This window comes from Pusillimonas caeni, from assembly GCF_003545815.1.
Lineage (GTDB): Bacteria > Pseudomonadota > Gammaproteobacteria > Burkholderiales > Burkholderiaceae_B > Pusillimonas > Pusillimonas caeni.
The window spans coordinates 224,141-247,534 of sequence record NZ_PDUW01000005.1; the positions used below are offsets into that span (position 1 = coordinate 224,141).

A 23,394-nucleotide genomic window follows, 5' to 3' on the forward strand; every position below is an offset into this window, starting at 1 on the left:
GACACGAAAAGGACGGAGCGCATGAGCACAGCCTCGAAGGCAAAGCGCCTGATGTACCTGGCGCACCGATGGACGGGCATCGCGGGCTGCCTGCTGATGCTCGCGTGGTTCGTCAGCGGCATCGTCATGCTGTACGTTGGCTATCCCAAGCTCACGCCCTGGGAGCGGCTGGCCGCCCTGCCCGAGCTCGATCCGCAAAGCTGCTGCGCAGCGCTGGACGACGCGGCGGATGCGGCGGGCCCCGGCCGGACGGGAACAATGGCCTCGTCCGGCAAGCTCGTCTTGACCTCGATCGCCGGCGTCCCGGTCTATGTCGCCACCGGGGGCGGCAAGCCCAATGTGTATGACGGCGCATCGGGGGCGGCGCGGAAAGCGCAGGCAAATGCTGAAGACGCCATGCGGGCCGCTCAATGGTTCATCCGGGAAACGAGCGCCTCAAGCATGCAAGCGGAGCAACTTGCCGCCGCCTGGCAAACGGACGGGGCAGACCGGAGCGAAGAGCGGGTTGCCATGCAGAGGTCTGCGGCACAGACGCGGGTCCACGCGGTTTACGGGGGCCTCGTCCAGGAAGACAGATGGACCCATTCGCGCGGCCTCGATGGCCACCGCCCGCTGCACAAGGTCGAGATCTCGGCCCCCGAACCCGCCACCCTCTATATCTCTTCCCGCACCGGACAGGTGGTGCTGGATGTATCGGCGGCGCAACGGCAATGGAACTACGTCGGCGCCTGGCTGCACTGGCTCTACGCTTTCCGCACCACCTCGGCCGACCCTGTCTGGTCGTGGACGGTCATCGTCCTGTCTCTGGTGGGCACGCTGTCCGCATTGAGCGGGGTCTGCGTCGGCATCTGGCGCTGGCGCTTCACCCGCCGATACAAATCGGGATCGCGCTCGCCCTATCGCGAACCCTGGATGAAGTGGCATCACGTGGCCGGCTTGCTGTTCGGCGGCTTCGTCTGCACCTGGATATTCAGCGGCCTGATGTCGATGAACCCCATGGAAGTCTTCTCGCCCCGACACGGCCCCGACCTGCAAGCCTATGCGGGCGATACGCACGCGCCGCCGGGGCCCCTGGCCGATCCCGCGCGCGTCATTGCAGCGCTGCAGGGCCAGGGTTTTCGTCCCGTCGAACTGGCGTGGCAGCGTCTGGACGGCCATGCCTACGTGCTGGCTTACGACAAGCTGGCCCGCACCCGCATCGTCAAGATGCTGGGCGACGACATCATGGTGCTGCGAGCCCTGACGGCCGCCGAGGTGGAGCCCGCGGCGCGCAAACTGTTTCCCGCGCCGCTGCTGCGAGCCACACTCGTCACAAAGCACGACACCTACTACTATCAGCGACACTCCGAGGCCATGAACGGCGCCCTCGTGCGCGGCCTGCCCGCCCTGCGCCTCGACTTCGACGACCCTGAGCAAACACGGGTCTACCTGGATCTGACCACCGGCCAAGTCGGCATGAGCCTGTCGCGCTCGCAGCGCATCGGCCGCTGGCTGTTCTATTTTCTGCATAGCTGGGACACGCCGGCCCTGCTGGACACGCATGCGCTGCGCGATGCGGTCCTGATCGCGCTGAGCCTGGGCGGCATCGTGGTGTCGGCCGCCGGCACGGTGCTGGGCTGGCGCCGGCTGCGGCGGCGCCAGCGGGCCGTTCCGACGTAGGCGGTGCCCCGCCGGGACGCCGCCTTTGCGGGGGCATCGACCTCAGCGCCATTCGTCCCGATAGACGAACTTGGGCATCTGCCAGCCGTAGCGCAGCGCCAGAAGACGCATGGCCAGCCCGACTATCATGGCGATGAGCATGGCGGCGTTCATGTGCATCTCCAGCGCCTGCGCGGCCATGAAGACTCCTCCGGTCAATCCCGATACGCTGGCGTAGAGCTCCTTGCGAAACAAAAGGGGGATGTCGTTGCACAGGACGTCGCGCAGTACGCCGCCGGCGCAGCCGGTGATCATGCCGCTGACGAGGACGATGGTGATGGGCAGTTGCATTTCCTGGGCGATGCGGCAGCCGATCACCGTGAACACCACCAGGCCCAGGGCGTCCAGTATCAGGAAAAGGCTATGCAGGCGGCGCATGACGGGCGCGATGAGGGCGGTCAATATCGCCGCGCCGGCGGTGATCCACAGGTATTCGGGATGCCGGACCCAGGTCAGGGGATAGTGCCCCAGCAATACGTCGCGCACCGAGCCGCCGCCCAGGGCGGTTACGCAGGCAATGATGCACACCCCCACCCAATCCATGTCGCGCCGGCCCGCCGACAGCGCGGCCGTCATCGCTTCGGCGGTGATGGCGACGAGATAAAGCGCAAGCAATATCATTGCAGCTCCGTTCGTGGTGCATGAGTCGGCGGCGCCGATAGGCCGCCCCGCCGGCCGCCTGGTCTTGCGGGATTTTACGCCAGCGGAACAAGTCATGGCGGCCTTCGGCGAACTCATTCAAGCCGAGACGACGGCCGCCGCAATCTGGCGTAATCTAGCATTGGAGCGCTATGCCGGCGCTTCGCGCCTTTCCGCGCCGTCGGGCGCGTCATCTATATCAACGAGGCCGCCATGAGCACAGACAATACACAGCCGTCTTCATCCCTGGACTGTCCACCGGGCTCCAGCGCCATCCAGCGCGTCGCCTCGCGGCCCGCCGAGGTCGGCGGCATCCCCATCCACCGCGTGCTGCCCTCGCGGCACCGGCGCACCATCGGGGCCTGGTGCTTTCTGGACCATGCCGGCCCCTCCACCTTCGCGCCCGGCCGCGGCATGCGGGTCGGGCCCCACCCCCATATCGGCCTGCAGACTTTCACCTGGATGATCGAGGGCGAAGTCCTGCACCGGGACAGCCTGGGCAACGAGCAGGTGATCCGGCCCGGCCAGGTGAACCTGATGACGGCGGGCCGCGGCATTTCGCATACCGAAGAATCGCGCGACCAGGAAGAAAAGCTGCACGCGGCCCAGTTGTGGATCGCGCTGCCGCCCGAAGCCAGCGACTGCGATCCCGCCTTCGACCATCATCCCGACCTGCCCCGCTGGAGCGAAGCGGGCTGCGAGTTCACCCTGCTGGCCGGCAGCCATCAGGGCCATACCGCGGCCGCCAGGCTGTATTCCCCGCTGGTCGGAATGGACGTGTACAGCGCGTCGGGCGGCGCCACAACCCTGTCGCTGGACCCCTCGTTCGAATATGGCGTGCTGCCTCTCGAAGGCGAAGCCCATGTCGAAGAAGAAGCATTCGCCGTCAACGAGCTGGCCTATCTTGGCCATGGGCGCCGCGAACTGCGGCTGCGCCTGGCCCCGGGCAGCCGAGCCATACTGTTGGGCGGCGAACCCTGTGACAGCGAGATTCTGATCTGGTGGAATTTCGTCGGCCACGACAAGGCTGAAATCGCCCGGGCCCAGCGCGATTGGGAGGCCGGCAACGGCCGCTTCGGCCAGGTGCACGGATTCGACGGCCCCCCGCTGACCGCGCCCCCGTTGCCCTGGCCAGGCTATTGATTCTGCAACGATTATTTTTTATCGACAGTGTGGTTTGTACGCACAGATACCCTCTGCGTCATATATTTTTACGATAATATTGTCAAATGTAATCAAAAGGCCCATGCCAATCTATCGTGAAACAGCCTGACGCAGGACAAATCAAAGAATCTCGCTACTGCGAATTTTCCCTCAACAGGCTGTCCATCGCGCTCTTGCGCAGCGTTGGCCTCACCGTCGCACTGGCCTCATTAGGCGCCGTCGCGGCGGGGCCGGCGCGGGCCGATGGCAACATCTATCAGGTCAAACGAGGGGCCGACGGCAGGGACGGCGAGACAGCATTCACCTGGAAAGCCGCCACCCGGGGCGAGAACGCCCCGCCCGTATTCTGGACCCAATATGGGTCCATTCTTAATACGACATCGTCTGCGATCGAAATCGGCTCCGTCGGCGGCGCCGGGGGCTCCGTCTACACCAAGGGCGTCTTCCATAACGAGCCGGCCAAGCGCGGCGGAAACGGAGACACCGCCTCGCTCACCGTGGCGAAGTCCGCCGACATCTCGGGAACCCTGAAGTACGCGTTGAAGCCCTCCGAGCAATCCAGCCCGCTGATCACTGTCTATTCGATCGGCGGTACAGGCGGCTTGGGCTATACCTCCTGGACCGAGAGCGAGGGCGGCATAGGCCGCGGCGGCGACGGCGGACGGGTCGTCCTGAACATCGCTTCGCGCGTCACCGCTGCAAGCGGGCCCAATCCCCGCAATGTGGCGCTGCCGGCCATCAAGGCCTTGTCCCAGGGCGGGGCGGCCGGCGTCAGCAAAGTCGACGGGCGGCAATCTAACGACGGCACGTACGAAAGCAGGGTCGACACCGACCGCGGCGGCAGCGGCGGAACAGTCAGCGTCACCTTTCAAGAAAGCGCCAACGTCAGCGTGACCGGCGCGCTGGCCCCGGCGGTATCCGCCAGCTCCCTGGGCGGGAACGGCGGTCGCGCCACCAACAGCGGCGGTTATCCCTCCAACGCCGGAGACGGCGGAGACGTCGACTTCACCAACTGGGGAACGATCACCTCGAACGGAAGCAACTCCACGGCGGTCATCGTGCAAAGCGCCGGCGGTGCGGGCGGCAACGGCGCCAACGGCGCTTTCACTTCGGGCACGCCGGGCAGCAGAGGCGGCGCGGGCGGCATTGTCCGCGCGACGAATGGCGGTACGATCGGCACGCAAGGCGCGTACAGCTTCGGCATCATGGCGCAGTCGGTCGGCGGTGTCGGCGGAAGCGGCGGCGGAGCCGCATTCGTGTCCGGCGGCGACGGCGGCGGCGCGGGCCTGGGGCGGCTGGTATCGATCACCAACTACGGAACCATTAAGACCACGGGCGCCGGCGCCAGCGCCATCATGGCGCAGAGCATCGGCGGCGGCAGCGCCCTGGACGCCTTTCACGCCGCCAAGCCGGCCGTGAGCAGCGGCGGCGGATCGGGCGGCAACAGCGGCATACTGCCCTTCACCAGCGGCGGCACCGGCGGCCTGGGCGGCGTGGGCGGCGACGTAAAAGTCGAACACCGCGGCAACATCAGCACAGCCGGCGATTCGGCCTATGGCGTACTGCTGCAAAGCATTGGCGGAGGCGGCGGCACCGGCGGCGCGGCGTCGAGCTCCACAGCCTTTCTCGCGGTGGCGCTCGGCGGAGCCGGAGGCGGCGGCGGCATCGGCGGCGAAGTGACGTTCACCAGTCAGCTGGGGCGCATCGAGACAGTGGGCAAGCAGGCGACGGCGGTGCTGGCCCAATCCATAGGCGGCGGCGGGGGAACGGGCGGCTACGCCACCTCCCGTTCGGTCAGCCCCGGCCTGTCGGCCTCGTCCGCGACAGGCGGCTCGGGCGGCAAGGGCGGCAAAGGCGGCAAGGTCAAGATCGACAACACCTCCACGATCCGGACCCAGGGCGAAGCCGCCATCGGGCTTCAGGCCTCCAGCATCGGCGGCGGCGGCGGCACGGGCGGTGGCGCCTCGGCATTCGCCGTCGCATTGCCCATTGTCACTCCGTCAGGCAAACCCCTGCCTTCCATCGCCCTCACGAACGCCATCGGCGGTTCCGGGGGTGACGGAGGCCAAGGCTCGGCGGTCGACGTCTTCAACAAGAACGCCGGCATCGAGACGTATGGCGTCGGCGCCACCGGCATCTTGTCGCAAAGCATCGGCGGCGGCGGCGGCAACGCGGGCAATGCATTCGCCTACGGCCTGGCCATCGCCGCCCCCGGCGCCTCGGCATTCAATGTCAGCAATACCATCGGCGGCAGCGGAGGGGGCGGCGGCACCAGCGAGTACGCCAAGGCCTACAACGACGGCAGCGTGCTCACCCACGGCGATGGAGCCATAGGCATACACGTCCAGAGCATCGGTGGAGGCGGCGGCGCGGCCGGTTCGGCGTCCGCATCGGCGGACGCGCTCAGCCTCTACCGGACGATCGAGTTCGGGCAGACCATAGGCGGCACCAACAGCAAGGGCGGCGGCAAGGGCGGCACGGCCCACGTCGAGAACCATGGCCTGGTCGAAACCCGGGGCACCGGCGCGACCGGCATTCTCCTTCAGAGCATCGGCGGCGGCGGAGGCAGCGGCGGCGCGGTCAACGCTTCCGCCTCCTCCGGCCTGTCGTTCGACAAGACGCTCAACAGCCTCGTCCAGAAACTGCCCCTGGCCGACTCGGTCGTCGCTGTCAATGCCCTTGGCGGCAACGGGGGCAACGGCGGCGATGGCGGCATCGTCACCGCCACGCTGGCCTCTTCCAGCTTGATACGCACCCGCGGAGCCCAGGCCGACGGCCTGCTGGCGCAGAGCATCGGCGGAGGCGGCGGCACGGGCGGCGGCGGCTCCGCCGTGGCGGACGGCACACTCGCGCTTACCTTGTCCATGGGCGGCAAGGGCGGTGCCGGCGGTTCGGGGAAAACGGTCGAAATTTCCAACGCCGGCAAGATCGAAACGTACGGCGACGCCTCCCATGGGATGTTCGCCCAATCGATCGGCGGAGGCGGCGGCAACGGCGGCAACCTGACGGCGGCAGGGGACGACGCGCCGGACACGGTGGGCGAGATCTGGGCCACCCTGAAGAAGGCGGTCGGCGTGGAGGCCTATCAGAAATGGGCAGCCGACAAGAAAAACGCCGAGACCAAAGAAAACCTCGACGCCTTCATCAAGGACATCCAGAACACCGACACCTACAAGTCGCTTGCCGATGCTTTCAAGAAGTCCGACTTCTACAAGGAGATGCAGGCTTCGGGCAAGAAGATCACCGACTATCTCGACAAGCAGTCCAAGGGCGCAGTGAAACGCCCCGACGTCTCGCTGACCGCCTCCCTGGGAGGCAACGGCGGGCAAGGCAACCAGGGCGGCGCCGTCAAGCTTTCGCATACCGGAAACATCCTGACGGCCGGACACTTCTCGCATGGGATCCTGGCCCAGTCGATCGGCGGCGGAGGCGGCCAGGGCGGCGTCGCCTATGCCTCCGGCACCAACAAGACCAACCTTAGCGCGACCCTGGGCGGCAAAGGCGGCGGCGGGAACACCGGCGGCTACGTCGAAGTCAAGCACGCCGGCACGATCCAGACCTACGGCGAGGGCTCTTACGGCGTGTTCGCCCAATCGATCGGGGGCGGCGGCGGCAACGGCGTCGGCGCGCTCAGCAGCGACAACAAGAACCTTGTCCTGAACTTCACGGCCGGCGGCAATGGGGGCACCGGCGCCGACGGTGGATACGTACAGGTATTCAGTTACGGGAAAACCCAGACGCACGGAGACGAGGCGCACGCCATCGTGGCGCAGAGCGTAGGCGCCGGCGGGGGCGCTTTCATGATGAGCTCCCCTAGCGGCAAAACAGACGCACCTCCCGCCAAGGACGAGAAAGCGGCGTCGGACGGCACGATCAAAGCGCTTCTGAAAGCGGTCGGCATCGAGAACGTTCCGGCCGCCTCACAGGAAGCGGCCGGCAAGAAGCCCTCGTCCAAATCCGGAAGCTTCACGCTTGGCGGCTCTGGCGGTGCGTCTGGCGCAGGAGGCAGGGTCGATGTCCGCCATAGCGGCGCCATCACGACGTCGGGCGTCGCCGCATTCGGCATACTCGCGCAGTCCATCGGCGGGGGCGGCGGAATCTCCAACGCGGCGGGCAGCCCCGGCGGTGTCAAATACGCGGCCTCTTATGGCGGCAAAGGCGGAGCCGCCGGCAATGGCGGCAGTATTTACGTCCACTTCAGCGACAAGGCTGCGATCAAGACATCCGGCGATCACTCGACGGCGGTGTTCGCTCAGTCGATCGGCGGCGGCGGCGGTTATGGCGGCGCTTCGGTCTTGCAGGGCTGGACCCTTCCGGTGTTCGGCGGCAGTGGCGGCTCCAGCGGCGACGGCGGCTACATCGAGATCCGCAGCACCGACGGCAGCACCACCATCGAAACAAGCGGCACCAAGGCCCATGGCGTCTTCGCCCAATCGCTGGGAGGCGGCGGCGGCACGATCAGCGATGCGCTCAAGACCGACACCACGGCCCGCGCCGCGCTCGAAAAATCGGCGTCCGTGCTAGCCGACATCATCAAGAAGACCGGCGGCTCGGGCACGGTGCTCGACAACATCGACAAGGTTCCAAGCGAACTGCAGGGCGTCGTCAGGCTGTTCGGCAACGACAAGGACACCGTCGACAGCGTCCTGACGGCGCTCAAGGACAGCCTGAACAAGCGCAGCGCCTCGCAAGGAACGGGAAGCCCCATCTGGATCCAGTTGAAGGGCGACATCAAGACGAACGGCGTCGATTCGCATGGCGTTTTCGCTCAAAGCGGCTTCCAGCAGAGCAACGGCATGCTCGACCCCGGCCGCGCCGGCGGCAACATTACCGTTGACTATTCCGGCATTCTGCAAGGCGGCTCGGGCGATGGCGCGGCCATCGTCGTCGACGGCGGCAAGTCCAACACCATCGTCATCGGCGCCGGTTCGCACGTCAGCGCCCTCTCCGGCCGCGCCGTCACCTCGACGTTCGGCGAAGAAACGCTGCGCAACTACGGAACTCTGGTGGGCGACATCGACCTGGCTCACGGGAATACGAAAGAGTGGAACGGATTCACGAACGAATTCGGAGGCACCTATATCAGCGCCGACAATGGGACGCTCAACATCAGCAACGGAGGCGGCTGGTTCTACAACGCCGGGGCGTTCGACGTCGGCGGAATAGACGCCATCTCCACCGCCACGGTCAATAAAGTCGACGTCCAGCTGAGCGGCTCGCTGCTCGTCGACGTCAACAGCGTCGCGGCCAAAGGCGCCCCCAACGCCGATCTTCTGAAGGCGTCCAAGATCACGGTCGATGGCGTGGCCATCAAGCCGCACGCCGTCGAAGGCCTGCTGCCCGGCAGCTTTACCGTGGTGTCCGCTTCGACGCTCGAGACGAAGAAAGCGGCCACCGCCGGCGCCAGCCCCGCCAGTCCCATCTCCTGGACGGCCTCCCAAAGCGGCAACAACATCTCGATTTCTCCCTCAGCGGACTTCGTCGGGAAAGCCGAGGGCGGCCTGACGGACACAGAGCGCTCTCTGCTCGACAGCCTGCAGCAGGCCTGGGATGCGGACGATACCGGCGTGGCAGGCCTTTTTGCGGATCTGGCCAACGTCGAATCGGCCGAGATGTACACCAAGGCGATCAGCAGCCTTGCCTCGACGGAAGACCTCGGCCAGTCGGCCGTGGGCCAGACACTGACGGGGCGCAGGTCCCTCAACGCCGCGCTCAGCTGCCCCTTGTTCGAGGGCGCCGGCGTCACGCTGCGCGAAAGCCAGTGCGTATGGGCGCGCGTCATCGGCTCGCGCATGACCCAGAACGGCGATACGGCCTCCGACGGCTTCACGCAGGACGGCCGAAGCTATCGCATGGGCGGACAATGGGAGGTCCGTCCGGACTGGTTCTTCGGCGCCACCGCCGCCTACAGCACCAGCAAGATGCACACCAGCGACGGCCTGACCTCGATCAAAGGCGACAGCGGCGATGTCTCGGTCTCGCTCAAGCACCAGACCGGCCCATGGCTGCTGGCGGGCGCGCTGCATGCCGGCTATGGAAGCTACGACTCCAACTCCTTGTTCATGATCGGCGAGGACTGGTGGAGCGCCGCCAACACCAACGAAGTCTGGACCGCCGGCCTGAGGCTGCGGGCGGCATACGAAGTGGCTTACCAGAACTGGTATATTCGCCCGTATGCCGACCTGGACGTCCTGCATACCTACATGCCGGGCTATACGCTGACCGGCGACGGCGCGACGCTGCAGGCCAGTTCCATGAAGGAATGGAGCGTCGCGGTCGAGCCCACCATCGAAGCCGGAACCCGCATCAACCTGGGCAAATACGGATGGCTTCGTCCCTACGCCTCGGTGGGCGCCACGTTCATCAACAACAAGGGAATGAACAGTGAGGTGACCTTCTCTGAAAATGGCGGACGCGGCATCACGTTCAGTTCCACCTCGACCCTGCCCCACCGCATGTTCAACCTGGGCGCCGGCCTGCAGCTTTACGCGCAAGACAAATACGAGCTGCGCGCCGAGTACAAGGGCCAGATGGCAAGCGGCTTCCGCAACCACGAGCTGAGCCTGCGCGCGTCCATTCCGTTCTGATGGCTGTCGGCTAAAGCAAAATGAAACTGGGCACCCATTGAGGTGCCCAGTTTCATATCTGTCGTATCTGCTGCCATATATCTTGCTGCCATATCTGATTGGCGCGCCTGACAGGAATCGGAGATAACACTCACGCGCTAGCTGCAGCAGAGAATCTACGCAAGCGTTACTCAGAGTTGGCCATGTCGTTTAGTTGGTCGCGACTGAACCCGGCAGCGACGAGCATAGCTAGCGAGATGCGACAAATAGCTGTCCTCCAGTCATTTCGACATATCGCACTCCGCGAATAAAAAGCCCGCTTATTGGCAGGTCGAAAACAGTTGCATTAGCGTATCCATTCGGATACTATTCTATTCATGAACACGATCAACCGCACTGAGACATTCACTGCTTGGTTAGCTGGCCTGAAAGACTTAAAAGCTCGAGCCAAGATCGTGATCCACATCAGGCAAGCCAGCCAAGGAAACCTCGGTGACGTGAAGCCGATCAGCGATGGCGTATGGGAAATGCGTATCCATTTCGGCTGGCTATCGGCTCTACTATGCCCGCGAGGGCCGCGTGGTCTACCTTCTACTCAATGGCGGAGATAAATCCCCCCAAAAGCAGGACATCAAGACCGCCATTGCTATGTGGAAGAAAATTCAAGAGGAACAGCTATGAGCACCATCAAAATCGCACCATTCGACGCGGCAGAGTACCTCGACAGCGAAGATGCTATCGCTGAATACCTCTCTGCCGCCCTGGAAGAGGACGATCCCGCCCTGTTCTTGGCAGCGCTTGCCGACGTGGCCAAAGCCCGCGGCATGACCAAAATGGCCAAAGACGCAGGCCTTGGCCGTGAGAGCCTATACAAGGCGCTCGCCCCCGGAGCCAAGCCTCGCTATGACACAGTGCTAAAGCTAGCTCGCGCCGCAGGTGTAAAGCTCACTGTAGAGCCTGTCCACGCTTAATAACAGCCGCTCGGGGCGACCGAACCGGCCGCCCTTCTCACTATCGACTTACAGACCGCCCTTCCCCCGCCGCCTAACCAATATTGGATGTGGTGTGGAAACCGACCCTGAAGGCCTTAGGCATGCGGCATTCGGCATTGAGATGCGGGCCAGACGCGCCACACTTTCGCCACGATATGCCTGATCGCCAGTATGAATCCCGCCTACGTGTCCAAGCAGATGGCACACGCTAATCTGAGAATGTTCTTTGAGGTCTACAGCAAGTAGTGGATCGACGGGGCCGCCAGCGATCGAGAGAAGGCCAAAATGAATGCGCTATTTGCGCGCCCCACGGCCGAGAAACAGACGACGATTTGCTGATTCTGTCACGCTGTTGTCACGCAGCATACGCAAGTGCTTGACTTAATGGCGCGCCTGACAGGAATCGAACCTGTATCAAGAGCTTCGGAGACTCTCATTCTATCCATTGAACTACAGGCGCTGCAAAGATCATTATTGTAGCGTGTTTTGAAGACAGCCTGCATTCAGCGGGCAGTCCCGGTATAATCGTACGGTTTGTGGACAACGGCCTTGCATCGCCTTTGCCGTCGGTTGCAGGCTTGGCCGCAAACCAGCGCATAAACACTCATCGGGCGGGCAGGGTTCAGGTAAAGACCCGGGCGAACGACCCGCGCTAAGACCCCATGGGGCCTCGAAACATAAAGAGCTTTGAAGACAGGGCTTAAAGGCTTTGTTCCTTTTCAGGAAACGCAGGACTCGATCATGAACAACACAGAAGACCACGTCGAAACAACCATCGAGGGGCACGAAGGCCTCATCAAGACGCCCAAGCAGTTAATCGTCACCATCGTCCTTGCTTTCATCGTTCCGGTCATCATTATCTTCCTCTTGATCAGGCTCGTAATCAGCAGCATGGTTCCCGGCGCCGGTTCCGACGCGCAAAGCCCCGAAGCCATCGCCTCCCGCATCAAGCCCGTCGCCGGCTTCGCCCTGGTCGATGCCAATGCGCCCAAGGTCTTCAAAACCGGCGAACAAGTCTTCGAATCCACCTGTAGCGCCTGCCATACGGCCGGCGTTGCGGGCGCGCCCAAGCTGGGCGACAACGCCGCCTGGGCTCCGCTGATCAAAGAAGGCTACGAAAGCATGCTGCAAATCGCCCTGCACGGCAAAGGCGCCATGCCTGCCAAGGGCGGCAATCCCACACTGAGCGACTTCGAAGTCGAGCGCGCCATGGTCTATATGGCCAACAAGTCGGGGGCCTCGTTCGACGAGCCGGCCGAGCCTGCCGCCGAAGGCGAAGAAGCCGCCGCCGGCGCCGCCCAGGCATCCGCCGAAGCGCCCGCCCAGCCCGCTCCCACGCAACAACAGCCCTCCGCCGGCGCTTCGGGCGAAGCCGCTGCCGCCCAGCAAGCCGCGCCTGCCCAGCAAGCTCCGGCCGCACCGGCGGCTGAAGCCCAGCAGGCCGCCCCCGCCGCAGAAACCGCCGCTGTCGACCCCGCCGGCGAAAAGCTCTATAAATCGGTCTGCTTCGCCTGCCATGACGCGGGCGTCGCGGGTGCGCCCAAGCTGGGCGACAAGGCGGCCTGGGACCCTCTCATCGCCACCGGCATGGACGCCATGGTCGAGATCGCCATCCACGGCAAGGGCGCCATGCCCCCGCGCGGCGGCTCTCAAGCCAGCGACGACGAAATCCGCGCCGCGGTCCAATACATGGTGAGCCAGGTCAAGTAAATATATCTAGGCTGCTCAATAAAAAACGCCCGTTCAATCATGAACGGGCGTTTTTTATTGCGGTCGGGGCTGCCTCAAGGCTCGGCGCCCCGGCAAAACGCCCTCTATGGCGCAGCAAGCAGGCGCCGGCCCGCGCGGCATGGGGCATTTTTCTGCCAGCCTGTTCAGCGCGCCACGCAGGCCGGCTCGGCCGTCAAAGGCAAGCCCAGCTGCACGCGCCGCTGCAGCCACAGGCTGGCGCGATAGCGCGCATCGCCGGTGACGCGGTGCATGTTGCGCAGGATGTCCAGGATCAACGCCGCCCCGAGCGCATCGCCCATGCTCAGGGGCCCGCCCCGGGGGTAGCCCAGGCCCAGCGATACGGCCAGGTCGATGTCGCCCGGCGTGGCGATGGTCTGCTGCGCAATGTCGCTGGCCACATTGACGATGCTGGCGACGATGCGCTGGCCCACGAAACCGGCGGAATCGTCGATGACGGAAACCGCCGTATCGTCCGAGGCGAACAAGGCGTGGGCCGCGTCGCGCCACTTGGGCAGGGTGGCGGGCGAACACATGACGACGCGCCGCTTGCCCTGCTCCAGGCCGAAGAAGGTGTCGAGCGCAACCGTGCGTTCGCCGTCGAGCTGGTACTCGGCCACGACGCTGGAGGTGTCTTCGCCGAAGGGAGTAACCACGATCAGCGCGTCGGCGGGCGGCGCGTCCGTCGAAATGACGCCCACGCCAAGCTCCTTGAGAAGGGCGGCTGCCCGCTTATGGCCGACCGGATGGTAAGGCGCCAGCCACACTTTGAACCCTTCGGGCAGCGGCGGAACGGCCGGCGCTTCGGGCAATTGCTTGGCTCCGTCGACATAGCGGTAGAAGCCCTCTTTGGTCTTGCGTCCCAACAGGCCCCCCGCCAGGCGCACCGCGGTGATCGGAGACGGACGGAAACGCGGCTCGTCGTAGAACTGCTGGTAGATGGACTCCATGACCGGATGCGAGACGTCCAGCGCGGTGAGATCCATGAGCTCGAACGGCCCCATCCTGAATCCGGCCTGCTCGCGCATGACCGCGTCCACCTGATAAAAAGGCGCCACGGCCTCTTGCGCCAGCCGCAGGCCTTCGATGTTCATGCCGCGCCCCGCATGATTGACGATGAAACCGGGCATGTCCTTGGCCCGCACGGGGGTGTGGCCCATGGCGCGCGCCAACTCCATCAGGGCGTCGCCCGCCGCCGGATCGGTGCGCAGGCCGTCTATGATCTCGACCACTTTCATCAATGGCACGGGATTGAAGAAATGATAGCCCGCGACCCGCTCCGGCTTCTTGCAGCCGGCGGCGATGGCGGTGATGGACAGCGAAGAGGTATTGGAGGCCAGGATGCAGTCTTCGGAGACAATGCCTTCCAGCTGCTGGAAGAGATCCTGCTTGACGTCCAGCCGCTCGATCACGGCCTCGACCACCAATTGTGCCGCCGACATCGCTTTGAGGTCGGAACACGGCTGGATGCGCGCCAGCGAGGCCTGTCCGGCCTCGGCCGTGATCTTGCCCTTGGCGGCAAGCTTCTCCCAGGTCTGGCCCAGGTTGTCGCGCGCCGCCGCGACGGCCTGCTCGTTAAGGTCGTACAGCAATACCTGCAGGCCCGCCTGGGCCGCGATCTGGGCAATGCCGCGCCCCATGGCGCCGGCGCCAACGATACCTATGGTGTCGATTTTCTTCATGTCATCCCACTCCGTACTGCCGATTGAAAACAAAACCTTAATCATAGAACGGATTGGCATGCTGCCTGAGCGGCTGCAGGGGCTCTGCATTGTGGCGGGTTCGAGACAAAAGCATACATTAAGGGTAAACCCTGAAAAATGTCTTGTATAAGACTAGGGTTTACCCTATAATTTCATCATCTGCTCAAGAAACGAGCCAATCAACTCCGAGAACGCCATGATCGACTATCCGAACGCTATTCTGACCGACTCCCTGGAGCGCGAGTTGCTGCGCCAGGAACTCGACTACTACAACGACGCGCCCCTGCTTTCCCTCTTCGGCTGGATCGCTTCCGGCGCCAAGGCACTGCAGAGCACGGTCGTTTCCTTCGTGGCTTCGGTTTCGTCTGACATGAACGCCGCCCGCCGGGAAGGCCATAAAGTTACCGCCGCCTGAGCTCAAGGTTCGCCGCAATCCAGTTCAGCTTGACCTTCGGCGGCTGCCAAGAAAGCAGGCTTGCCGAATGAAGACGCCGGTCCCCACAAGGGACCGGCGTTTTTGTTCAACTATAGGTAAAAACACGAATATGAGTACGAGTAAAGTAGCTTGACAGAAAAAACCAGTGCAGCTACAGTGAACCGCAATCAGCCAGGAGAGCGCGTTCGCGGGAACGCCGCCGAAGGGGAATACCCAAAACTCTCAGGCCCAAGGACTGGCTGACCCATGATCCGCAGCGGCGGACCATGCAACTCTGGAGAGCGGCTTCCATCGAGAAGCCCACCGAAGGGGCAGAGCCGCCAGGCTCGAATCTCTCAGGTATCAAGGACAGAGCGGGAAGACAAAGCGAAAGCTTTGATGACTACCGTTTCCTGGCCTGAGATCATGAACATCACCGCTCCAGCTTTACGTCAAACACCGCTTGCCTCTCGGCATCTTGCACTGGGAGCGCGCATGGTGGACTTCGGTGGATGGGAAATGCCCATCCACTATGGCTCCCAACTCGACGAGCACCACGCCGTCCGGCAAGAGGCCGGGATGTTCGACGTATCGCACATGTGCGTGGTCGACGCGCAAGGCGGCGGTGTCCGTGGATTCCTTCGGGCCGTACTTGCAAACAATGTCGACAAGCTTCAGGTTTCCGGCAAGGCGCTTTACACCTGCATGCTCAATCCCCAGGGCGGCATTCTGGACGATCTCATCGTCTATTACCTGGACGAGTCGTCTTTTCGTCTGATCGTCAACGCGGCGACGGCGCAGAAGGACCTGCAGTGGCTGGCGCAACAGATTCGGCAGCTCGGCGTCGACGTCGCGCTTACCCCCCGCCGTACGGGCGACGCCCCGGACGGCGTTGCGCCCCTGGCCATCATTGCCGTACAAGGCCCGCAGGCGCGCGCCCGAACGTGGGAGGCAATGCCCGACGCCCAGGCCGCCGCGCAGACGCTCAAGCCTTTCCATGCCATCCATCACACCGACTCGCAGTTGGGCGAAGTCATGATCGCGCGAACCGGCTACACCGGCGAAGACGGCCACGAACTCATCCTGCCGGCCGACCAGGCCGTCGCGCTTTGGAATCGCTTGCTGGACGCGGGCGTGCGTCCAGCGGGTTTGGGGGCGCGGGACACGCTGCGCCTCGAAGCCGGCATGAATCTGTACGGCCAGGACATGGACGAGCAGACGTCCCCTCTGGACTGCGGGTTGGCCTGGACGGTCGATCTGGAAGCGCCTCGCGATTTCGTAGGTAAAACGGCGCTGATGGAACAGGGCCGGAAAGCTCAATTGGTAGGGCTGGTTTCGCTGGACCGCGCGGGAATCCTGCGCTCGGGGCAGCAGGTCGACACGCCCCATGGAGAAGGGAGAGTCACCAGCGGCACATTCAGCCCCACCATGCAACAGAGCATTGCACTGGCAAGCGTCCCGCCGGGCGTGGAGGTTGGCGCCGAAGTCCATGTACAGGTTCGGGGCAAGTCGGCCCGAGCCCGTGTCGTACGCCCCCCCTTTGTGCGCAACGGCCAGATCAAAGTTTGACGTCCCCACAATTTCCGGGCGCGCATCGCGTCCGGTGCAAAAACCAAACAAACAATGGAACAGGAGAAACAGAACATGGATTTCCCCCAAGACTTGCGCTACACGGCTTCGCACGAATGGATACGGCAGGACGAAGACGGCTCCCTGGTCGTCGGCCTGACGAGCCACGCTCAAGAAGCGCTGGGCGACATCATCTTCCTCGATCTGCCCGAAGTCGGAAAGAGCTACCAGCGGGAAGAGGTCTGCGGAGTCATCGAATCGGTCAAAGCGGCGTCGGACATCTACGCGCCGGTGTCCGGCGAGATCCTTGCGGTGAACAGCGCAGCCGCCGAAGAACCGGGCCAGATCAACGAGCAGCCTTACCAAACATGGCTGTTCCGGATGAATCCCACCAGCGCCGGCGAGCTGGATACGCTGTTATCCCCCGAGGACTACGCGAGGGCGGCAGAAGAATGAGCGCGCCCTTATGACCGCGCAGCTCCGACCGAACCAATGTCGATGGCCATCATGGAAAAACACATGCACAAACCCTTCAGCGAACGCCATATCGGCCCCGACAGGGACGATAGGCAACACATGCTCGATACACTCGGCTACGGCAGCCTGGACGACTTGATAGACGACATCGTGCCGCCCCGCATTCGATTGCGGGAAGCCTTGCCGCTGGGGGAATTCACTGAGGCCCTGTCCGAGGACGAGGCGCTGGCCGAACTGCGTGCACGGGCCAGCCGCAACAAAGTCTACAAGAGCTTCATCGGGCAAGGGTACTACGGCACATCGACCCCGACGGTGATCCTGCGCAATCTGTTCGAGAATCCCGCCTGGTATACGGCCTACACTCCCTATCAGCCCGAAATATCCCAGGGACGCCTGGAAGCACTGCTCAACTTCCAGCAGATGCTCACCGACCTGACCGGCATGGACATCGCCAACGCGTCCATGCTGGACGAGGCGACCGCGGCGGCCGAGGCAATGACCCTGCTGCTGCGGACAAACCGCAAGCCGCCGGAAGGCAATGTCTTCTTTGTGGCGGACGACGTCCTACCGCAGACGCTGGAAGTGGTGCAGACCCGGGCCAAGCCGCTTGGGATCACCGTCCGTGTAGGCCCGGCCGGCGACGCGGCGCAGGCCGGGGCCTTTGGCGTGCTGCTGCAATACCCCGGCGCCGATGGCGACGTGCGCGACTATCGCAGCCTGACACAGGCCGTGCACGATAACGGCGGCCTGGTCGTCGTTGCAGCCGACCTGCTTGCACTCGCCTTGCTGGCTCCGCCGGGCGAATGGGGCGCCGACATCGTGGTGGGCAGCGCTCAGCGCTTTGGCGTGCCGCTGGGTTTCGGGGGCCCGCATGCCGGCTACATGGCCGTGCGGGACGAGTTCAAGCGCAGCATGCCCGGCAGGCTCGTGGGCGTCAGCGTCGACGCGCAGGGAAACCATACTTACCGCCTGGCTTTGCAAACGCGCGAACAGCACATTAGGCGGGAGAGAGCCACGTCCAACATCTGCACGGCCCAGGCATTGCTGGCCATCATGGCCGCGATGTATGCCGTTTACCATGGCCCGGCCGGCATCAGAAGCATTGCGCAGCGCATCCACGACCTGACGAAGACACTGGCTGCGGGGCTTGAAGAGCTGGGCTGGCAGCGAGTCAACGACAACTATTTCGATACGCTGACGCTGCGCACGGGGGCCGCCGCCAAGGCGCTCCACGACGCGGCCGCCGCCCGGGGCTTCAATTTGCGCCACGTGGACAACGAGCGGGTGGGCATCTCGCTCGACGAAACGACGACCCCGGCCGACATCGAGCAGCTCTGGGCAGTGTTCGCTCAAGAGAAACCGGTACCCGCCTATGCGTCCGTGTCCGCCCGCGCGGCCCAAGCGGACGGCCATGTCCCGCTCGCGCGCACAAGCGCTTATCTGACGCACCCGGTCTTCAACACATACCACTCCGAGCACGAAATGCTGCGCTATCTGCGCCGCCTGGCGGACAAGGATCTCGCCTTGGACCGCAGCATGATTCCTCTGGGCTCATGCACGATGAAACTCAATTCGACCAGCGAGATCATCCCGGTCTCCTGGCCCGAATTCGCACAGATCCATCCGCTGGCGCCCGACGATCAGACGCAGGGCTATCGGCAGATGATTGCCGAACTGGAAGCGATGCTGTGCGCCGTCACCGGCTATGAGGCGGTCAGTCTGCAACCCAATGCTGGCTCACAAGGCGAGTATGCGGGTTTGCAGATCATACGCGCCTACCACGACTCCCGCGGCGAAGCGCAGCGCGACGTATGCCTGATCCCGTCATCGGCGCACGGCACCAATCCCGCCTCGGCGCAGATGGCCGACATGCGGGTCGTGGTGGTGGCCTGCGACCCGCAGGGCAACGTCGACCTCGACGATCTGAGAAGCAAGGCGCAGCAGCACAGCGACAGGCTGGCGGCAATCATGATCACCTATCCGTCCACCCACGGCGTCTTCGAAGAAGGCGTTCATGAAGTTTGCGACATCGTGCACCAGCACGGGGGCCAGGTCTATGTCGACGGCGCGAACATGAACGCCATGGTGGGGCTGGCGGCGCCCGGCCGCTTCGGCGGCGACGTCTCCCACTTGAACCTGCACAAGACGTTCTGCATACCGCACGGCGGCGGCGGGCCGGGCGTGGGGCCAGTGGCGGTCAGAACCCATCTGGCCCGGTTCCTGCCCAACCATCGGGCAGCGGGCTATCAGCGCTCCCCCGACGGAATCGGAGCCGTCAGCGCGGCGCCGTTCGGCTCGGCCGGCATACTGCCCATATCGTGGATGTATATCGCCATGATGGGCGCGCAGGGCCTGACCGACGCCTCGCGCAACGCCATTCTGGCCGCCAACTACATCGCTGCGCGCCTGGCGCCGCACTATCCGGTGCTCTACAGCGGCCGCAAGGGACTTGTCGCGCACGAATGCATACTGGATCTGCGGCCGCTGCAGAAGGAAACCGGCATCTCCAACGAAGACGTGGCCAAACGGCTCATGGACTATGGGTTCCATGCGCCCACAATGAGCTTCCCGGTGCCGGGGACGCTCATGATAGAACCCACAGAAAGCGAGGTGCTGCGCGAGCTGGATCGCTTCATCGATGCGATGGTTGCCATTCGCGGTGAAATCGCCAAGGTCGGTTCGGGCGAGTTCGATGCCAAGGACAATCCCCTGCGCAATGCCCCCCATACGGCAGCCATGGTCACGGCGGACGACTGGACTCACGCCTATACGCGCACACAAGCGGCGTATCCCCTGCCCGGCCTGATGCAAAGCAAGTATTGGCCGCCGGTCGGCCGGGTGGACAACAGTTATGGGGACCGCAATCTTTTCTGCTCCTGCATCCCCATGACTGATTACGCGAGCGAACAAACCGACACACAAACCACAATGGAGGCATGAATGTTCAACGATCAAATGGCCATAGAGGGCTTCGACGATGAACTGGCCCGGGCGATAGAGGGCGAGCGGCGCCGACAGGAAGCACACCTGGAACTGATCGCCTCGGAAAACTACACCAGCCCGCGCGTATTGCAGGCTCAAGGCACGGTCCTCACCAATAAATATGCCGAGGGCTATCCGGGCAAGCGCTACTACGGCGGTTGCGAGTTCGTCGATCAGGCCGAAACCCTCGCCATAGAACGGACCAAGGCGCTATTCGGCGCGTACTGGGCCAACGTTCAGCCCCACTCCGGCTCCCAAGCCAACGCCGCGGTATATATGGCGCTGCTGGCGCCGAACGACACCATACTGGGCATGAGCCTGGCCCATGGCGGCCATCTTACTCACGGCGCATCGGTCAGCTTCTCCGGCAAGCTCTATAAAGCGGTTCAGTACGGCGTCAATGACGAAGGGTTGATCGACTATGACGAAGTCGAGGCCCTGGCACTGGAATCCCGTCCCAGAATGCTGGTCGCCGGGTTCTCCGCCTATTCCCGCTTGCTCGATTTCGAGCGTTTCCGCGCCATAGCCGACAAAGTGGGCGCATATTTATTCGTGGACATGGCGCATGTGGCGGGCCTGGTCGCAGCGGGCATCTACCCGAATCCCGTGCCCTACGCCGACATCGTCACTACGACGGTGCACAAGACTCTGCGCGGTCCGCGTGGTGGATTGATCATGGGGCGCGATAACCCCGAGATTCAGAAAAAGATCAATTCCATGGTGTTCCCCGGTGCACAGGGCGGCCCGTTGATGCATGTCATCGCCGCCAAAGCGGTCGCTCTGCGCGAAGCAATGCAGCCCGACTTCGTAGACTATCAAAAACAAGTCGTAGCCAATGCCCGCGCCATGGCGGCGACATTCATAGAGCGCGGCTACCACGTCGTGTCGGGAGGCACCGACAACCATTTGTTCCTGGTCAGCCTCATCGACAAGGGCCTTACCGGCAAGGCCGCCGATGCTGCGCTCGAATCGGTCGGCATTACGGTAAACAAGAATGCAGTGCCGTCCGATCCCCAGTCTCCTTTCGTGACCAGCGGCATACGCATAGGCACCGCGGCGATGACCACAAGAGGCTTGAAGCAGGATGAAGCCATGCGGGTCGCCGGCTGGATCTGCGACATTCTGGACGACCTGTCCGATCTCGAAGTGCAGGAGCGCGTGCGCGGCCATGTCAGCGCCTTATGCGCGGAGTTTCCCGTCTATGCGAAAGCGGCACAGGCGCATGACGAGAAGCAGGTGGCCGTGGCGGGCGGAGGCTGACCATGACGATCAGCGTGTTCGATCTGTTCAAGGTCGGTATCGGCCCGTCCAGCTCTCATACCGTGGGCCCCATGCGCGCGGCGGCGGCATTTGCCCGTACGCTGCAAGCGGAAGGCCTGCTGGATCGTGTGGTACGCGTGCACGCAGAATTGTATGGATCGCTCAGCGCCACCGGGCGCGGACACGGAACAGACAAGGCCGTCCTGCTGGGCCTGGAAGGCAATGACCCGGAAAGCGTGGACGTAGACCGCATCGAGCCCGACCTCGAGCGCATTCGCAGTACAGGGCAATTGAAGCTGCTCGGGCTCAAGGCGGTCGGCTTCCACGAGCGCGAGAACCTGCTCTTCTACCGCAAGTCCCTGCCTTTCCATCCGAACGCCATGCGCCTGTCCGCATATCTGCCGGAAAGCGATTCGCCCCGCCTCGAAAGAACCTACTACTCCATCGGCGGCGGCTTTGTGCTGGATGAACGAGAGGCGCAGGCGACCACCCCGCCGCCGTCGTCCCCAGACGTGCCTCATCCCTTCGACAGCGGCGACAGCCTGCTGGCGAAATGCCGCGAGAGCGGCCTGTCCATAGCGGGCATCGCCCTGCGCAACGAGCTCACCTGGCGCACCGAGGCACAGGTGCGCGAAGGCCTGCTTTCCATCTGGAAAGTCATGCGGGAATGCGTCGAACGCGGATGTCGTACCGAAGGCGTACTGCCAGGCCCATTGGGCGTGCGCCGGCGCGCGTCCAATCTATACCGCGGGCTGATGAACAAGCCCGAATCCATGCTGAAGGACAGCTTGTCGGTCATCGACTGGATCAATCTCTATGCCCTGGCCGTGAACGAAGAGAATGCCGCGGGGGGGAGAGTCGTCACCGCGCCCACCAATGGCGCAGCGGGCATCATCCCGGCCATTCTGCATTACTACGTTCACTTTGTTCCCGGCGCCGACGACGATGGCGTGGTGGATTTTCTGCTTACCGCCGGAGCCATCGGGGCGCTGTACAAGCGCAACGCCTCCATATCGGGCGCCGAGGTGGGTTGCCAGGGCGAGGTGGGCGTGGCCTGCTCGATGGCGGCGGGCGGGTTGGCGGCCGTGCTGGGCGGCACGCCGGAACATGTGGAATACGCGGCCGAGATCGGCATGGAGCACAACCTGGGCCTGACTTGCGACCCTATCGGAGGTTTGGTGCAAGTACCTTGCATAGAGCGCAATGCGATGGGAGCCATCAAAGCGCTGAACGCCGCACGCATGGCGCTCAAAAGCGACGGATCCCATTTCGTCTCACTGGACAAAGTCATCCAGACGATGAAGCAAACGGGCGCCGACATGAAGACAAAATACAAAGAAACCGCTCGCGGCGGCCTGGCCGTCAACGTGATCGAATGTTGAACGCTTAAGCCGGACAAAGTCTTTTCCGCCATTCCGCCCATAGATATAGATGACTTGGCCATGGCGGCAGCTTCAGCTGCCGCCATGGCCAAGTTGCGCCTGTATCAGCGTGTTATCATGGAGCATGCTACTTGACTATATGACAGCAACTTTGACTGTCGGAGAGGTAGAGAACAATGCGCCTAACATCAATAACAAATGCTGTGAAGGAACCCGTGCTGGACGATTTTCACCAATTGCAACTCGGCGTAAAGCTGAAACACGCCCGCCGCCTCAGGGGGCTGCGCCTCAAAGAGCTGGCGCAGGCCGTAGGCTGCTCGGAAAGTTTTCTCTCCAAAGTCGAAAACGACAAAGTGCGCCCTTCGCTGCAAATGCTGCATGCAATCGTTTCCAGTCTCGACACGAGCATAGGCGAGCTGTTTTCTTCTTCGGCGACCGAAAAGAATCGCGTCATGCGCCTGCGCGACCGGCCGGTCATCGAAACCAGTTCTCCGCGCAAGAGTCCCGGCGTCACACTCGAAAATCTGGTGCCCAGCGCAACCCTGGATCTGCTGTACGGCTCCATCCACGTCGTTGAACCGGGCGGCTCCAGCGCGGGAATGATCGCCCATCAGGGCGAGGAACTAGGCTACATCCTTCAGGGCGAACTCGAGCTCACCATCGACGACACCACGTATCACCTGTACGAAGGCGACTCCTTCTTCTTCCAGAGCTCGCTGCCCCATGGCTACCGCAATCCCGGTGAAATCACCGCAAAAGTCATCTGGGTGAACTCGCCTCCCACCTTCTGACATCCGGTTGTGACGGCTTGAAGCAATT

Annotated in this window: 15 protein-coding genes, 1 tRNA gene and 2 riboswitches; of the genes, 13 read left to right on the forward strand and 3 right to left on the reverse strand. The window is 63.6% G+C overall.

What is annotated here, in order from left to right; all coding sequences use genetic code 11:
- Positions 1 to 21 precede the first annotated feature (21 nt).
- Entirely contained in the window at positions 22 to 1,659 is a 1,638-nt protein-coding gene (locus CSC67_RS12980) for a PepSY domain-containing protein (protein ID WP_118994943.1), read from the forward strand.
- Positions 1,660 to 1,701: 42 nt separating this feature from the next.
- Here CSC67_RS12980 and CSC67_RS12985 read toward each other — a convergent pair whose 3' ends face one another.
- Entirely contained in the window at positions 1,702 to 2,319 is a 618-nt protein-coding gene (locus CSC67_RS12985) for a trimeric intracellular cation channel family protein (RefSeq protein WP_118994944.1), read from the reverse strand.
- A 231-nt stretch (positions 2,320 to 2,550) separates the two neighbouring features.
- On the opposite strand from CSC67_RS12985, the gene CSC67_RS12990 reads away from it, so the two are divergent.
- From CSC67_RS12990 to CSC67_RS13005, 4 genes are all read left to right on the forward strand, one after another.
- Complete coding sequence (locus tag CSC67_RS12990) at positions 2,551 to 3,480, forward strand: pirin family protein (protein ID WP_118994945.1); 930 nt, start codon at positions 2,551 to 2,553, stop codon at positions 3,478 to 3,480.
- 116 nt (positions 3,481 to 3,596) lie between these two features.
- On the forward strand, positions 3,597 to 10,088 hold the full coding sequence (locus tag CSC67_RS12995) for an autotransporter outer membrane beta-barrel domain-containing protein (RefSeq protein ID WP_118994946.1): 6,492 nt from the start codon (positions 3,597 to 3,599) through the stop codon (positions 10,086 to 10,088).
- A 356-nt stretch (positions 10,089 to 10,444) separates the two neighbouring features.
- The gene (locus CSC67_RS13000; protein WP_342447676.1) at positions 10,445 to 10,678 is read left to right on the forward strand and encodes a type II toxin-antitoxin system RelE/ParE family toxin; all 234 of its coding nucleotides are present in this window, start codon (positions 10,445 to 10,447) and stop codon (positions 10,676 to 10,678) included.
- A gap of 66 nt (positions 10,679 to 10,744) precedes the next feature.
- Positions 10,745 to 11,038, forward strand: a complete 294-nt coding sequence (locus CSC67_RS13005) for an addiction module antidote protein (protein WP_118994947.1) — start codon at positions 10,745 to 10,747, stop codon at positions 11,036 to 11,038.
- A 406-nt stretch (positions 11,039 to 11,444) separates the two neighbouring features.
- Here CSC67_RS13005 and CSC67_RS13010 read toward each other — a convergent pair.
- Positions 11,445 to 11,519: transfer RNA gene (locus tag CSC67_RS13010), tRNA-Arg, on the reverse strand.
- A gap of 281 nt (positions 11,520 to 11,800) precedes the next feature.
- Between CSC67_RS13010 and CSC67_RS13015 the strand changes: the two genes are divergently transcribed.
- A complete protein-coding gene (locus CSC67_RS13015; RefSeq protein ID WP_118994948.1) occupies positions 11,801 to 12,769 on the forward strand; it encodes a c-type cytochrome in 969 nt (322 codons plus the stop codon).
- Between the two features lie 164 nt (positions 12,770 to 12,933).
- Here the strand turns inward: CSC67_RS13015 and CSC67_RS13020 are convergent, their stop codons facing one another.
- On the reverse strand, positions 12,934 to 14,469 hold the full coding sequence (locus CSC67_RS13020) for a 3-hydroxyacyl-CoA dehydrogenase (RefSeq protein ID WP_118994949.1): 1,536 nt from the start codon (positions 14,467 to 14,469) through the stop codon (positions 12,934 to 12,936).
- Between the two features lie 217 nt (positions 14,470 to 14,686).
- On the opposite strand from CSC67_RS13020, the gene CSC67_RS13025 reads away from it, so the two are divergent.
- From CSC67_RS13025 to CSC67_RS13055, 7 genes are all read left to right on the forward strand, one after another.
- Positions 14,687 to 14,905, forward strand: a complete 219-nt coding sequence (locus tag CSC67_RS13025; RefSeq protein ID WP_118994950.1) for a hypothetical protein — start codon at positions 14,687 to 14,689, stop codon at positions 14,903 to 14,905.
- Positions 14,906 to 15,088: 183 nt separating this feature from the next.
- Positions 15,089 to 15,174: riboswitch (glycine riboswitch) on the forward strand.
- A gap of 16 nt (positions 15,175 to 15,190) precedes the next feature.
- Positions 15,191 to 15,288, forward strand: a riboswitch (glycine riboswitch).
- Between the two features lie 16 nt (positions 15,289 to 15,304).
- Positions 15,305 to 16,474, forward strand: a complete 1,170-nt coding sequence (gcvT, locus tag CSC67_RS13030; protein ID WP_245220226.1) for a glycine cleavage system aminomethyltransferase GcvT — start codon at positions 15,305 to 15,307, stop codon at positions 16,472 to 16,474.
- Positions 16,475 to 16,549: 75 nt separating this feature from the next.
- Positions 16,550 to 16,930: a glycine cleavage system protein GcvH gene (gene gcvH, locus CSC67_RS13035; RefSeq protein ID WP_118994951.1), complete on the forward strand. Its 381-nt coding sequence runs from the start codon at positions 16,550 to 16,552 to the stop codon at positions 16,928 to 16,930.
- Between the two features lie 36 nt (positions 16,931 to 16,966).
- On the forward strand, positions 16,967 to 19,891 hold the full coding sequence (gene gcvP / locus CSC67_RS13040; protein ID WP_118994952.1) for an aminomethyl-transferring glycine dehydrogenase: 2,925 nt from the start codon (positions 16,967 to 16,969) through the stop codon (positions 19,889 to 19,891).
- Positions 19,892 to 21,193 carry a serine hydroxymethyltransferase gene (gene glyA / locus CSC67_RS13045; protein ID WP_118994953.1) on the forward strand — a complete coding sequence of 434 codons (1,302 nt, stop codon included), beginning with the start codon at positions 19,892 to 19,894 and terminating at the stop codon, positions 21,191 to 21,193.
- A gap of 2 nt (positions 21,194 to 21,195) precedes the next feature.
- On the forward strand, positions 21,196 to 22,575 hold the full coding sequence (locus tag CSC67_RS13050; RefSeq protein WP_118994954.1) for an L-serine ammonia-lyase: 1,380 nt from the start codon (positions 21,196 to 21,198) through the stop codon (positions 22,573 to 22,575).
- A 203-nt stretch (positions 22,576 to 22,778) separates the two neighbouring features.
- Entirely contained in the window at positions 22,779 to 23,366 is a 588-nt protein-coding gene (locus CSC67_RS13055) for a cupin domain-containing protein (RefSeq protein ID WP_245220227.1), read from the forward strand.
- Positions 23,367 to 23,394: the final 28 nt, after the last annotated feature.